8 protein-coding genes are annotated in these 14,063 nt (G+C 71.7%); 2 read left to right on the forward strand and 6 right to left on the reverse strand.

The features are described from left to right. Positions 1 to 12: 12 nt before the first annotated feature. From IEY93_RS32365 to IEY93_RS32385, 5 genes are read right to left on the reverse strand one after another with little or no spacing between them, the layout of a single operon-like run. Positions 13 to 852 (reverse strand): carbohydrate ABC transporter permease, encoded by an 840-nt coding sequence (locus IEY93_RS32365; protein WP_189166969.1) that lies wholly within the window; start codon positions 850 to 852, stop codon positions 13 to 15. Next, positions 849 to 1,745, reverse strand: a complete 897-nt coding sequence (locus IEY93_RS32370) for a carbohydrate ABC transporter permease (protein WP_189166970.1) — start codon at positions 1,743 to 1,745, stop codon at positions 849 to 851. Before IEY93_RS32370 ends, IEY93_RS32365 begins: the two co-directional genes overlap by 4 nt. Then, positions 1,742 to 3,058 (reverse strand): ABC transporter substrate-binding protein, encoded by a 1,317-nt coding sequence (locus IEY93_RS32375; protein ID WP_189166971.1) that lies wholly within the window; start codon positions 3,056 to 3,058, stop codon positions 1,742 to 1,744. The genes IEY93_RS32370 and IEY93_RS32375 overlap by 4 nt, the downstream gene beginning before the upstream one ends. Further along, positions 3,051 to 5,075, reverse strand: a complete 2,025-nt coding sequence (locus IEY93_RS32380) for a beta-galactosidase (RefSeq protein WP_189166972.1) — start codon at positions 5,073 to 5,075, stop codon at positions 3,051 to 3,053. Before IEY93_RS32380 ends, IEY93_RS32375 begins: the two co-directional genes overlap by 8 nt. A 1-nt stretch (position 5,076) precedes the next feature. Further along, the gene (locus tag IEY93_RS32385; RefSeq protein ID WP_189166973.1) at positions 5,077 to 6,096 is read right to left on the reverse strand and encodes a LacI family DNA-binding transcriptional regulator; all 1,020 of its coding nucleotides are present in this window, start codon (positions 6,094 to 6,096) and stop codon (positions 5,077 to 5,079) included. Between the two features lie 345 nt (positions 6,097 to 6,441). On the opposite strand from IEY93_RS32385, the gene IEY93_RS32390 reads away from it, so the two are divergent. Next, positions 6,442 to 7,317: a bile acid:sodium symporter family protein gene (locus IEY93_RS32390; RefSeq protein WP_189166974.1), complete on the forward strand. Its 876-nt coding sequence runs from the start codon at positions 6,442 to 6,444 to the stop codon at positions 7,315 to 7,317. Positions 7,318 to 7,508: 191 nt separating this feature from the next. Next, positions 7,509 to 10,703: an ATP-binding protein gene (locus tag IEY93_RS32395; RefSeq protein ID WP_203968075.1), complete on the forward strand. Its 3,195-nt coding sequence runs from the start codon at positions 7,509 to 7,511 to the stop codon at positions 10,701 to 10,703. A 59-nt stretch (positions 10,704 to 10,762) separates the two neighbouring features. Here IEY93_RS32395 and IEY93_RS32400 read toward each other — a convergent pair whose 3' ends face one another. Further along, a complete protein-coding gene (locus tag IEY93_RS32400) occupies positions 10,763 to 14,005 on the reverse strand; it encodes an ATP-binding protein (protein ID WP_203968077.1) in 3,243 nt (1,080 codons plus the stop codon). Positions 14,006 to 14,063 lie beyond the last annotated feature (58 nt).

Consider the following 14,063-nt stretch of genomic DNA (forward strand, 5'->3'; position numbering starts at 1 on the left):
TCTTCGAGGAGGTCAGCCCTTGACGCTGCCGGCCACGAGGTCGAGCCGCCAGAAGCGCTGCAGGAACAGGAACAGCGCGACGATCGGGATGATCGACAGCAGCGAGCCGCTGATCACCAGCGTGTACAGCGCGGGCTGGGAGGCGCCGCGGTTGAGCAGCGAGTAGAGCCCCACGGTGAGCGGGAACAGGTCGTCGTTGGCGAGCATGATGTACGGCAGCAGGAAGTTGTTCCAGATCCCGATGAACTGCAGCAGGAACACCGTCACCAGCCCCGGCGTCATGATCGGCACGCCGACCGACCACAGCAGCCGGAACTCCCCGGCCCCGTCCACCCGCCCGGCCTCCAGGATCTCGTCCGGCACGGCCGCCTCGGCGTAGATGCGGCACAGGTAGATGCTGTACGGGCTGATCACGCTGGGCAGGATGACCGACCAGTAGGTGCCGACCAGGTTCATCTGCGACAGCAGCAGGTACTGCGGGATGGCCAGGGTGATGCCGGGCACCAGCACGCCGGCCAGCAGCGAGGCGAAGATCAGCCGCTGCCCGGTGAAGCGGTACTTGGCCAGCGCGTACCCGCACGCGGCCGAGACGACCACGGTCAGGAACGCGCCGCCGCCGGCGTAGATGAGGCTGTTGAGCATCCACAGCCAGAACCGGCCGCCGCCGTAGGAGCTGAGCGCCGCGATGTTCTCGGTGAACCCGCCGTTGAAGCTGGGCCAGCCCGAGAACGTGGTGAACAGCTCGTCGGAGCTCTTCGTCGAGGCGAAGATCACCCACAGCAGGGGCAGCACCGCGTACACGCCGCCGAGGGCCAGGAGCAGCGTGGGAACGATCTTCGTACGCGTTCTCATCGTTCGCTCCTCGCGCTCCGGGACCTGAAGACGGCCAGTGCGGCCAGCGACAGCAGCACCGTCGCGCCGGCCAGCAGCACCGAGCTGGCCGCGCCCAGGTAGGTGTCGTTGTCCACGAACGCCTGCTGGTAGATCCGCATCAGCGGCACCCAGTCCTGGGTGATGGTGTTGCTCATCGGCCGTAGCGTGGCCGGCTCGCTGAACACCTGCAGCATGCCGATCAGTGTGAAAACCGAGGTCATGGTGAGCGCCGGGCGCAGCAGCGGCACCTTGATCCGCAACGCGATCCGCCACTCGCTCGCGCCGTCGAGGCGGGCGGCCTCGTACAGCTCCTTGGGGATGGCCCGCAGCGTCGTGTAGAGCACCACCATGTTGAACCCGACCGAGCCCCACACGGCGATGTTGGCCACCGAGAAGAAGACCGACACGTCGCCGAAGAAGTCCGGCGCGTCCAGCCCGACCGCCTTGAAGGCCGCGCCGATCGGACTGACCGCGGGCAGGTAGATGAAGCCCCACAGGAGGCTGGCGATCACGCCCGGCACCGCGTACGGCAGGAAGATCGTGATCCGCGACGCGCGCTTGCCGCCCACCCTGGGGGCGTCCAGCAGTAGCGCGAACAGCAGGGCCAGGCCCATGGTGACGGGCACCATGATCACACCGTAGGCGAGCATGCGCTGAATGGCCTCGTACAGCGCCGTGTCCTTCACCGCATCCAGATAGTTCCCCAGGCCGACGAACACCTCGGCCCGGATGCCGAGCCCGGCGCCGCTCACGCGCATGGCGTGCAGGCTGAGCCAGACCGCGTACCCGATCGGCACCACGATGAAGACCACGAACAGGATGACGGCCGGGGCCGCCATCACGTACGGCGCGCGGGTTCTCCTCCCGGTCATCCGCCGACGACCTGGTAGCCCTGCTTCTTCAGGTCAGCGACGCTGGCCTGCTGCACCTGGGTGGCCACGGCCGCGAGGTCGGCCTTGTTCTTCACCGCGGTCGGGAGCAGGTCCTCGAACTTGCCGTAGGTGACATTGGTGTTCGGGCCCCAGCTGCTGAAGCCGCGGGCGGTCTTCGAGATCTGCGAGGCGGACTCGTAGTAGTCCGGCTGGCTCGTCATGTACTCCGGCGCGGCGTCGAGCCCGCCCGAGGTCTGGCCGAGCGTGGCGGCCGGGTACAGGCCGATCTCGACCAGCACCTTCAGGGCCTCGGGGTCGGTGCTCAGCCAGCGGGCGAACTTGGCGGCCTGCGGCTTCTGCTTCGACGTCGCGCTGACGGCGGTGGACGAGCCACCCCAGAAGCCGGTGACGTTCTCGCCCGCGCTCCACTGCGGCAGCGGGGCCATCTTCCACTTGCCCTTGCCCTTGGGGGCGACGCCCGCCAGGACGCCGGTGCCCCAGACGGCGCTGGGCCAGGCGATGATCGTGCCGTCGTTCATCTGGGCGTTCCACTGCGGGGTGTACATCGGGTCGCCGAGCACCGCGCCCGAGTTGACCAGGCCGCTCCAGAAGCCCAGCACCTTGCGGGTGGCCTCGTCGTCGATGCCGACCTTCCAGGCGCCGTTCTCGTTGGTCCACCAGTCGGCGCCGGCCTGCTGGGCGAACCCGGCCAGCCAGCCGGCGTCGCCCGGAGAGAACGTGGTCAGGTAGCGCTTGGCGTTCTTCTTGCGCACGGTCTCGGCCAGCGCGCCGAACTCCTCCCAGGTCTTCGGCACCTCCAGACCCATCTCCTCGAACAGGTCGGCGCGGTAGAAGAGCATCATCGGGCCGACGTCGGCGGGCACGGCGTACGTGGTGCCGCCGAACGAGGTCAGGTTCCAGGTGCCGTCGGGGAAGGCCGACTTGACCGGCGCGACCGCGCTGGTCAGGTCCTGCAGGGCGTTGTTGGTGATCAGCGTCGGCAGTGACTGGTACTCCGCCTGCAGCACGTCGGGCGCGTTGCCGGCCTTGACCGCGGTCAGGAACTTGGCGATCAGCTCGTCGCTGGCGGCCTGGCCGCTCAGGGTGACCTTCTGCGTGGGGTTCTTCTGGTTCCACACGTCCACCACGCGCTGGATGTTCTCCGCCCAGCTCCAGAACACCAGGTTGGCCGGGGCGTTCTCGTCGCCGGCGATGGGAGAGGCGGCCGGGGCGGCGCCGCCGGAGGTGTCGGTACCGCAACCGGCCAGGAACAGCGTGGCCGCCGACGAAACGAGGAACGTTCTTCTACGCAAGGTGATCTCCAGGTTGTGCGTGAACGCGTGGCCGCACTGCGGCGACCGCGCGGGGAGCGAGGGTGACATGACCCTCGGCGGGGGACCCGGTCAGGAGGTCGTCGGACGGGCCGGGAAGGGGCACCCGCACGGTGGCGGCGCCGTGGTTGAGCAGGAACAGGACGTCGCCGCGGCGTACGGCCTCGACGCCGGCCGGCAGGTCGGGCAGGACGCCCTCGACGCCGGCGTCGGCCAGCACCCGGCCGGCCAGCGCGGCGAGCGCGCTCTCGTCGGGCATGGTCGCGACGTACCAGGCGGAGCCGTCACCGAAGGCGTGCCGCAGCACGGCGGGCCGCCCGGCCAGGTCGCCCTCGGCGAACTCGGCCACGGTCTCGGCGCCCTCGGCGGCGACCAGCTCGGTCCAGGTGTGCGCGGCGAACTCCGAGCCGCCGCTCCACCGGCAGCGCACGGGACCGTCGGGGGCGGGCCACCACTCCTCGCCGGCCACGCCGAGCACCTCGCGCAGCGGCGCGGGGAAGCGCCCGGTACGGATCTGGGCCCGCGGGTCCACGACCCCGGAGAACGGCCCGACCACCAGCACTCCCCCGCCCCGCGCGTACGCGGTCAGCGCGGCGGCGTCCTCGTCGGCGATCAGGAACAGGTTCGGCGCCACGACCAGCGCGTACGCCGACAGGTCCGCGCCCGGCGGCACCACGTCCACGGCGACACCGCGTTCCCAGAACGGCACGTAGTAGCTCAGCAGCTGGTCCACGGCGTTGATCCGGTCGCTGGGCCGGCCGCGCTCCTCCAGCGCCCACCAGCTGTCCCAGCCGAAGACCATCGCCACCCGCGCGGGCACCGGCGTGCCCGCCACGGAGGCGAGCCGGCGCAGCTCCTGCCCGTGGGCGCGCACCTCGGCGTGCAGCCGGGTGTCGGCGCCCGCGTGCGGCACCATCGCCGAGTGGAAGCGCTCCGCGCCGAAGCGGGAGGCCCGCCACTGGAAGTAGCACAGGCCGTCCGCGCCGCGCGCCAGCGCCTGCAGCGACTCCAGGCGCAGCCGTCCGGGCGGCTTGGGCAGGTTGTGCGGCCGCCAGTTGACGGCTCCGGTGGCCTGCTCCATCAGCAGCCACGGCCGGCCTCCCGCCAGGCCGCGCATGAGGTCGTGCGTCAGCGCCGTCCGCGCGGGAGAGAGCGGGTCGCCCGGGTCGGGGTACCAGTCGTTGGAGACGACGTCCTCCTCCCGCGCCCAGGCCCAGGAGTCGACCGGCTTGAACAAGCCCATGAAGTTCGTCGTCACCGGCGTGCCCGGGGTGCGCTCGCGCAGCACGTCGCGCTCGGCGCGGAAGTGGTCGAGCAGCGCGTCGGAGCAGAAGCGCCGCCAGTCCAGCAGCTGGGCGGGGTTGTGGAGGTAGGGGGCGCGGCGCGGGGTGACGATCTCGGCCCAGTCGGAGTAGTGCTGGCTCCAGAACGTGGTGCCCCACGCCTCGTTCAGCGTGGCCAGGTCTCCGTAGCGGGCCTGGAGCCAGGTCCTGAACGCGGCCACGGACTCGTCGCAGTGGCAGATCTGGCCGTACTCGTTGCCGACATGCCACAGCGCCAGCGCCGGATGGTTCGCGTAGCGGTCGGCGAGGTCGGTGACCAGGGCCAGGGCGCGTTCGCGGTAGATCGGCGAGGACGGGCAGAACTGGTTGCGGGAGCCGTACCAGAGGCGGTGACCCGACTCGTCGACCGGCAGCGTCTGCGGCCAGCGGTGGCCGAGCCACGGCGGGGGCGAGGCGGTCGGGGTGGCCAGGTCCACCGCGATGCCGTTCGCGGCCATGAGGTCGAGGACCTTGTCGAGCCAGGCGAAGTCGCGCGCGCCCGGCTCGGGCTCGATGCGCGCCCAGCTGAACACGCCGACCGTGACCAGGTTGACCCCGGCCGCCCGCATCAGCTCGGCGTCCTGCGCCCACACGTGCTCCGGCCACTGCTCGGGGTTGTAGTCCCCGCCGAACAGCAGGCCGCGGCCCTGCGTGAGCGTGTGCATGCCCAGTTCCATGTCAGACCTCCGCTCGCGGCGGCGCGGAGCTGTCCCCGGCCACCAGCCGGCAGGGCACCAGCCGCTGCTGCGGCGGGCCGTCGCCCCGCAATCGGTCGATGAGCATCCGCGCTCCGAGCCGTCCCAGTTCGGCGCTGGGCGGCTCCAGCGCCGTCAGCCTGGGGTGGAACATCTCCGCCACGCGCTCGGAGGAGAGCACCAGCATCAGCGTCAGGTCATCGGGGATCCGCCATCCGCGCCGGGCCACGGCGGCGATCACGCCGACGGCCGCGTGGTCGTCCATCACGGCCAGGGCCGTCACGTCGGGATGCGCGGCGAGGAGCCGCTCGAACGCCTCGCCGCCCTCCTCGGCCGAGCCGGCGCGGTGGTCGTCCACGTAGGCGATGCCGGCCTCCCGGGCGGCCGCCGCGAACTCCTCGCCGGCCCGGATGGTGGGGCCGTACTGGGCGGCGTACGTGCCGGTCGAGTAGTTGAAGAAGGCCAGCTTGCGATGGCCGAGCCCGGCCACGTGCGCGACGGCCTCGCGCGCGGTGGCGGCGAAGTCGATGTCGGCGTAGTCGATCGTGCCCGGGTCGCGGGTGCGCCCGATCATGCTGAACGGCACCCCGGCTTCGGACAGGAAGTCCGGCCGCTCGTCGTCCAGCCGCATCTCCATCAGCAGCACGCCGTCCACCAGCCCCAGGCCGGTGATGTGCCGCAGTTCCTCGATCGGGTCGGCGCTGTCGGGCGACAGCAGCAGGTGGTAGCCCAGCTCGCTGGCCGCCTCGGCGGCGCCGGTGGCGAACTGCATTTCGGTCACGCCGAAGCCGCTACGCGGAGCGGGGTAGAACAGCGCAAGGATCTTGGTTCGCTTGCTCTGCAGGCCGCGGGCCAGCAGGTTGGGCCGATAGCCGAGATCGACGGCCGCCTGCTCGATGCGCCGCTTGGTCGCCGCCGCGACCGGGCGGGTGCCGTTCAGCGCGGCGGACACGGTGCTGACGGCGACCTGTGCGCGCTCGGCGACGTCACGTAGCGAGGTCATAGAACTCCGGCCCTGGGGGCGATCGGCCCGGACCGGGCCGATACGGTGGTCGAAACGTTTCGCAAACCTAGAGTGCGTTTTGTGTAGATGTCAATGGTGTTAATTCGGACGTCCTAAATGCCCCGTCAGCGAGGGCGGCCGGGCCCCAGGACCCTCGGCGAGGGCATCCGGCCGTGTTCGCATCGTCCCGCCCCCCTGATCGGCCCGCCCGGAAGACGGGCCTGGCGGGGGCATCGCCCGCTCTGGCGGTGCGTGTCCGGCCGAGGGGGTGGGTACCGGCCGGCCTGAGACAACGGCGCGCCCGAGGCCTGCGATGACTTGGCGGTATGCCGGAGAATGTCCGCCATGAGCTCCGCCCTGATCTTGGCAGCCCCGCCTTTCGCCATCGGCGTGATCATGCTCGGCCTGGGCCTCAGTCTGACTCTGGACGACTTCCGGCGGGTGGGCCGCTATCCGAAGGCGGCCGTGGTAGCGCTGCTGTGCCAGATCGTGCTGCTTCCAGTGATCTGCTTCGTCCTGGTGCTCGCCTTCGGGCTTCCGCCGGAGCTCGCGGTCGGACTGTTGCTGGTCGCGGCATCGCCCGGTGGTCCCACGGCCAATCTGTTCAGCCACCTGTTCGGCGGGAACGTCGCGCTGAACATCACGCTCACGGCGATCAACTCGGTGCTCGCCGTGGTCGCGCTGCCGATCGTGGTGAACCTCTCGTCCGGGTACTTCCTGCCCGACGCGAGCGCCCTCCAGCTGCAGTTCGACAAGATCCTGCAGGTCTTCCTGATGGTGCTGGTGCCGGTCGCGATCGGGATGCTCGTGCGCGCGCGGGCGCCGGAGGCGGCGCGGCGGCTCAACATTCCCGTCCGGGTGCTGTCGATCGTGGTCCTGGTCGGGGTCATCTCCATCGTGCTGTACGCGCAGCGGGAGAGCCTCGTCGCCTCTTTCGCCGTGGTCGGGCCGGCCGCGTTGGCCTTCAACATCGTGAGCCTGCTGGTCGGCTACACCGTGCCGCGTCTGGCCGGTGTCGACCACCGCGCGGCCACCGCAGCGGGGTTCGAGATCGGCATCCACAACACCGGGCTCGCCGTCACGGTCGCGCTGACGCTGATGAACAGTGCCGAGATCGCCATCCCGGGCGCGGTGTACGGCATCATCATGTTCTTCACCGCGGCCGGGTTCGGCTGGTCGATCAGCCGTCGAGCGCGAAGGCCGATCGCGGAGACCTCCTGAACCAGGCGTACGAATCAGGGCGGCCCGTGGCGGCCAGGGTGGAACGGGCCGCGCGAATTCGTGCACACCCGCAGCTCAGCGCCGATCGGCCGACCTTTATGCGGCCGACCCTGGGCCCGTATACTCGGTGCCCCTGCGACCCGACATGGGTCGCAGGCTGACCGATCTGTCGTGTCCATCCGGGAGTCGACGTGACCGGGCCCCCTCATCCCGTTCGGCCCGACGGTGGAAAACTGCCGGTCGGCGCGGGTTCGCCGCGTCTGCAGGTCCTCGGCCCGTTGCGGCTGTGGCGCGACGGCGCCGAACTGGACGCCGGCCCACGGCAGCAGGCGCAACTGCTGGTCCTGCTCCTGGCACGCGTGGGCCATCCGGTCACCACGAGAGAACTGATCGACCTGATCTGGGCGGACGACGCCCCCGCCAGCGCGCTCAACCTCATCCAGAAGTACATCGGGGCATTGCGGCGGGTGCTCGAACCCGCGGTCCCCGCCCGGGCGGCCGGTACGTACCTGCAGCGCCGCGGCAACGCGTACGTGTTCAGCGCCGGCCCCGGCACGCTGGACCTGGTCACGTTCCGGGAACTCCTCGACACCGCCCAGGCCGCTCTCGCCCGGCAGGCTCACGAAGTGGCACTCGACCACTACGTCACGGCGCTCGGCCTCTGGCGTGGCCCCGCCGGGGACGGACTGTCCTTTGGACCGGCCGCGATGCCGGTCTTCGCCGCCCTGGACGACGAGTTCCACGCCGCCTGCGTGGCGGCGGCCGATCTGGCCGTGTCGTTACGCCGGCCGGAGCGGGTGATCCCGCCGTTGCAACTGGCCGCGTCGATGGCACCGTTCCACGAACCCGTACACGCCGGCCTCATCACCGCCCTCGGCGCCGCCGGCCGGCAGGCGGAGGCGCTGTCGGCGTTCCACGCGGTCCGTGACCGCCTCGCCGAGGAACTCGGCATCGACCCCGGCCCGGCCCTTACGGCCGCCCACCTGCGAGTGCTGACGCGGGCCCCGATGTCGCCGGTGGTGGCGAGCAAGCGGCGTGCGGGCGATCGCGCACCGGCGGCCGGCATGGTCGGCCGGGGCGAGGAGTTCGGCGTGCTGCGGCAGGCCGTCGAGGCGGCGCTCACCGGCCGTACCGGGCTCGCCATCGTCGAAGGCGAACCTGGCTCGGGCAAGACGCGCCTGCTGGAGGAGGCCGCCGACGCCGCGGATCGGCGCGGCGCGCTCGTCGTCTGGGCTTCCTGCCTGGAAGGTGACGGAACGCCATCGATGTGGCCATGGGAGCAGGCGCTCAAAATCGTCCTCGACAGCCTGCCCGCGGTGGCGCGCGAGAAGTGGCTGGCCGGTGAACCGGGTCGCCTCCTGCGAGCCCGGGACGACGACACCGCGCCGCCGCTCTCCGGCGGGCGGGCCCAGTTCCGGCTGTTCGAGCAGGTCGTCGGCTTCATCGGCCAGGCCTCGGCCGAACGGCCGATGCTGCTCGTCATGGACGATCTCCAATGGATCGACGCCACCTCGCTCCAGCTGTTCAACCACCTGGCGGGCCGGCTGCCCGCCGGCACCGCGATCATCAGCGCCCTTCGCGACCGCGCCCCGACGCTCGGCCCCGACCTTTCGCGGGTGCTGGCCGCCGCCAGCCGGCTGCCCCACCACCGCAGGATCCACCTCGGCCCGCTCGGCCTGACCGACGTGGCCGAACTGATCCGCCGCGAGACCGGCCACGAACCCGGCGCGGACCTCGCCCGCAACATCCACGTTCGCACCGCCGGCAACCCGTTCTTCGTCCGCGAACTGTCGCGGCTGCTCAGCGACCGCGGCGTGCTCGGCGGCGGCGACGCGTCGGCCCGGGCCGGCGTGCCGTCCACCGTGCGAGACGTCGTTCGCGATCGGATGGCGGGTCTCGACGAGAGCGCTCGCGACCTGCTGCGGGTCGCCGCGCTGATCGGACGCGAGGTCGAACTCGGCCTGCTCGCCCGCGCCGCCGGCATCGACGTCACGGAATGCCTCGAACACCTCGAACCGCTGCGCGCTCTCGGCCTGCTCGAAACCGGGCCGGAGAACCCGTTCTCGTGGCGATTCGCGCACGACCTGGTCCGCGAGTCGATCACGGAGACCACGGCGCAGCCGCAGGCCACCCGGCTGCACCTGCGCGTCGCGGACGCGCTCGAAGAGAGCAAGGCGGACGACGAGTCCATCACCGAACGCCTCGCCTTCCACCTGTACGCCGCCGGTCCGCTCGCCGACCCGGTTCGCACCGTGGAGGCGCTGAAGCGCGCCGGTCGTCGCGACACGGCCAAGCTCGCGTTCGCCGCCGCAGATCGGCACCTGCAGACGGCCGCCCAGATCGCGCGGCACGCCGGGCTCCCGGAGCTCGAACTCTCCGCCCTCTCGCTGCTCGCCATCGCCCCGCGCCGGCAGGCCGGGTTCGGCGGCACGACGTTCGACCTGCTGGAGCGTGCGGAACACCTGGCCCACGAGCTCGGCCGGGAGGTCGACGCCGCGGGCCTGCTCTTCGCTCGCCTGTTCGGCGCCTACACCTTCCTGGAGTGGGACCGCCTGCGTCTGGTCCGCCGGCTGTACGAGCAGGGGGAGGCGTCCTGCGATCCGGTGATCCGTGTGTACGGTCGGCAGGCCTGGGGCCTGCACCAGTGGGACATCGGCGACATCGGCGCGGCGTTCCGGTGCTTCAGCGAGAACGACCCCGCCCTGCTCGACGGGGTCGTCTCCTCGCACAGCGACACCCCGATCCGGCGTGACGTCTCGGGTGAGTGGCCCGGCTGGCATGCCATCGTGACGGCACTGCACGGTGACCTCACGACGGCGGAGACCATCATCGACAAGTGGAACGGCCCCGACGACTCGTACGCGGTCGCGACCTGGGCCTACTACACCGCGATCATCGCTTCGATGGCCGGTGACCCGGGCTGGGTGCTGCGCGCGATCGATCGGTGGATGACCGTGGGCACCGGCCGCGCCGCCGTCCAGCAGGAGCACTACATACGGCTGATCTGGTACTGGGCCCGTGCCCTCACCGGCGACGACCCGGCCGGCGTCGCGGCGGAGACCGACGAGATCCTGGCCGCGACGCTGGTCGACCCGCCGCGATGGGGCGTCGCGTACCACCACGCGCTGAGCGCCGAGATGTGGCTGGCGGCCGGGCGGCCGGAGGAGGCGGGCATCGCCCTCGACCGGGCGGAGCATGCCCTCGATGCGTACGGCCAGCGCTACGCCGAAGGACTCGTCCTGCTGCTGCGGGCTCGCCTGCTCCATGCCCGCGGCGCAGGCGCCGAAGTCGTACGGGCGGCCGCCGCAACGGCCCGCGACCGTTCCGGCGAACGCGGAGCCCACCTGTTCGCCCGCCGCGCCGGGGAGTTCCTCACCGAACTGTAGAACGACGGCGTCCGCGACGTTAAGGCGGCCCCGTTGACGATGAGTGCAGAAAAAGTGAATCAGAAAGGGCGGCGATCGGACGCCGCCACGTCCGACCGCGCCAGGAAGGCATCGGTGCGCTGGACGAACAGATGGGCCTCCTGCTCGGCCGACAGTCTTCGCGCCTTCTCCGCGGCGGCGCGCACCACGTCGCTCGGTTCCCCCTGTGCCCGCAGGAGCCGGGCGCGCAGGAGAAGCACCAGGCCCTCGGAGTAGCGCTGGCCGTACACGCGGAGGAAGTGGTCGGCCCGGTCCAGGGCCACCGCCGCCTTGTCCGGCTCCCCGGCCGCGAGCCGCATTTCGCCGACGAGCGCGTACCAGGTCGAGACGCAGGAGCGGACGGGGTCGAGGAGGTTCGTCTCGATGATTCGTTCGGCCTCGGCGGCGGCGCCGGCCGGGTCGTCGCCGGTGATCGCCCGTCCCCAGCACCGCGCGAGCCGCTGGTAGGTGCCGAGGAAGACATAGGAGAAGTCGGGGTCCACGGCGATACCCCGATCCGCTGCGCGTAGCGCCGAGTCCGGGTCTCCGACGATGATCGCGATCCTCGCGCAGATCGTGGCCCAGACCGTGACGGTGTAGCGGTCGTCGCCGGCGGCCTCCAGTCTGTCGAGAAGCGCGTGTGCCCCGGCGACGTCGCCGTGCAGTGCCGTGGTCTCGGCCAGCAATCCGGTCATGAGCAGCTGCAGGTCGTGCTGGACGGGGTCGTCCTCGCGACCCGCGGAGCCGGCGAGGAGCGTCGGCCCGGACCGGCTGAGGTAGCGGAACGCCTCTCCGATGTTGCCGACGTCCCACTGGTGGATGCCCCACGCCTGCAGGCCGTACGTACGCACGATCGGGTGCGGGGACGACTCGCCCTGCTTGAGCAGTTGCCGCGCCAGCGGACCGCTCCGGTCCAGCTCGATGCCCTGGGCGAGGGCCGACCAACGGGAGAAGAGGATCCCGGCGGCCTCCACCTCCCGGCCCAGGCCCCGGGCCAGGTGCTCCGCGCGCTCCAGCAGCGGCAGTTCCGCACCCGCGTACATCGAACGCATGCCGATGACCGCGGTGAGCTGGGACAGTGCCACGAGCTCGGGCTCGGCGAGGCCCGCGGTCCGGGCCACCTGCGCGGCCAGCCGCAGCTGCTGCTCGGCCGCCTCCAGGGCCGACTTGGCCGCGGCGCGGCGGCCCGAGCGCACCAGGGCCGCCGACGTGCGTGCCGGCTCGGCCAGCGGTCCTGCCGCCCACAGATGGTGCGCCACTCGCTCCGGCACGGACTCGCCGTCGGGCATGGTCTGCTCCAGCGCGTTCGCGACCCGCAGGTGCAGACGGGTCGCGCGCCGTGGTGCCGTCGTCTCGGTAACCGTCTCGCGCACCAGGTCGTGCACGAAGCGGAACGAGTACGGGTCCCCTGGCGTGGGCGCGAGAAGGCCGAGGGCCTCGACGGGTTCCAGGCGGGCGAGGCAGGTGCAGGCATCGACGTCGGCGACCCGGGCGAGCAGCCGCAGATCCACCTCCCGGCCGACCAGCGCGGCGATCTCGAGCAGGTCCTTGGCGCCATCGTCCAGACCGGCCATCCGGTCGCGTACGACGCCTCGCACGGTCGAGGGAACTCCGGTGCGCGCCGCGGCATCCTCGGGGAGTGAGCTGCCACCGACGAGCAGCCGGGCCAGCTCACGGACGAAGAACGGGTTGCCGGCGGTCCGGGCGTGGATGGTCCGGGCGGCGTCCGGATCGGGGGCCCGCCCGATCTCGCGGCGGACGAGCTCTGCCACGTCGAGCGAGCCGAGCGGGCCGAGCCTGAGGCGACGGTGATCCGATGACCGGCTCACCCCCGCGAGCATCCGCGCCAGCTCGGATCCGGGCACCGGCGCTCGATCACGCAGCGCGCCGAGCATCACGGTTCCGGCCGGCAGGCGAGAAGCCAGATGACCGAACACCTGCAGGGACGCGACGTCCGCCCACTGGAGGTCATCAACCACGATCATGACCGATCGCCGTGCCGAGACGTCGGCGACCAGTCCGACGATCTGCTCGAACAGGTGGAACCGGCCGCCGTCCCCCGGGAGCACCTGTCCGGTGAGGACGTCGTCGTGCGGTTCCAGGAGACGGCCGAGCGCACCGTTGAGGCGGCTCTCCCGTTCCGGAGCGGCCACACCGGAAAGAACGGTACGGACCACCTGCGTCCACGGCCACATCGACGGCGCGCCCCCACCTTCGACGCAGCCACCCCAGGCGACGAGAACGTCCCGGTCACCGGCCTCCCGGCCGGCCTCCTCCATCAGGCGGGTCTTGCCCACCCCGGGCTCACCCTCGATGACGACGAGCCCGGTCCCGCCGCCCGCGGCGCGCCGCACCGCGTCCCGCACGACCGCGAGCTCCTCTGATCGGCCTACCAGGCCATCGCCGGTCGCACTCGGCGCGGTCTCGAGATAAGGCCGGAGATCGTCGGCGGTGCTCGTCACGACCTGCGGGGTGAGGTCGCGTCGCAGCACCCTCTGATGGGCCTGCTCCAGCACGGGGCCCGGGTCGATGCCGACGTCTTCGGCGAGACGCGAGCGGACCGCGCGGAACACCGACAGCGCTTCGACCTGACGGCCGGCCGCTCCCAGGACGGAGATGAGCCCCGCCTGCACGGGCTCGTGCAACGGCCCCATCGATGCCGCCAGGTGCAACGGCGGCAGCACCCGCTCTGGCCGGCCCAGGGACACGGCGAGCTCGGCGGCCGCCGTGCACGCGTCGAAGAACTCACCGTTCAGGCCGGTGAAGATGGGCACGGCCTCGGGTCCAGGGGCCAGCCCGTCGCCCGCGAAGCCACGCCAGAGCCGGAGCGCCTGCTCGTAGCGGTCGAGCGCCTCCTCGTGCCGGCCTCGCGCGAGGGCGCTTCGCGCGGCCCCGGCCTGTTCCCGGAAGGTCGCCAGGTCCAGCGTTCCGGCACCGGTCGTGCACAGATAGCTGCCGCCCCGGCGTAACACGTACGAACTGGTCCCCCGGGCCGGCAGCGCGGGCTCCAGCAGGCGTCGCAGTGCGCCGACGTACTTGTGGATGAGGTTGACCGCGCTGTCCGGGGCCTGCTCCCCCCAGATCAGGTCGATCAGCTCGGCCTTCCTGATCGGCCGGCCCTCGTGGGCCAGGAGCAGGGCGAGCAGATAGGCCTGCTGCCGAGGCCCGGCGTCCAGCTCGACGTCGCCGCGCCAGAGCCGCAACGGGCCGAGGATCTGGATGCGCAGCGTGGTGCCGGGAGTCGAGTGCGTCTCGGCGTCTGCGGGCAGTACGGAGACGGTCACTTCATCAACACCCCTCGACCGAACCGACAGATGTTTCCCCGCACGACCGGGGCCACGC

It is taken from the genome of Sphaerisporangium melleum, assembly GCF_014646695.1.
Taxonomy (GTDB): Bacteria; Actinomycetota; Actinomycetes; order Streptosporangiales; family Streptosporangiaceae; genus Sphaerisporangium; species Sphaerisporangium melleum.

Coding starts and splice junctions, on each gene's coding strand:
- IEY93_RS32365 (WP_189166969.1), bottom strand. CDS start 852: ATGAGAACGCGTACGAAGATCGTTCCCACGCTGCTCCTGGCCCTCGGC.
- IEY93_RS32370 (WP_189166970.1), bottom strand. CDS start 1,745: ATGACCGGGAGGAGAACCCGCGCGCCGTACGTGATGGCGGCCCCGGCC.
- IEY93_RS32380 (WP_189166972.1), bottom strand. CDS start 5,075: ATGGAACTGGGCATGCACACGCTCACGCAGGGCCGCGGCCTGCTGTTC.
- IEY93_RS32385 (WP_189166973.1), bottom strand. CDS start 6,096: ATGACCTCGCTACGTGACGTCGCCGAGCGCGCACAGGTCGCCGTCAGC.
- IEY93_RS32390 (WP_189166974.1), top strand. CDS start 6,442: ATGAGCTCCGCCCTGATCTTGGCAGCCCCGCCTTTCGCCATCGGCGTG.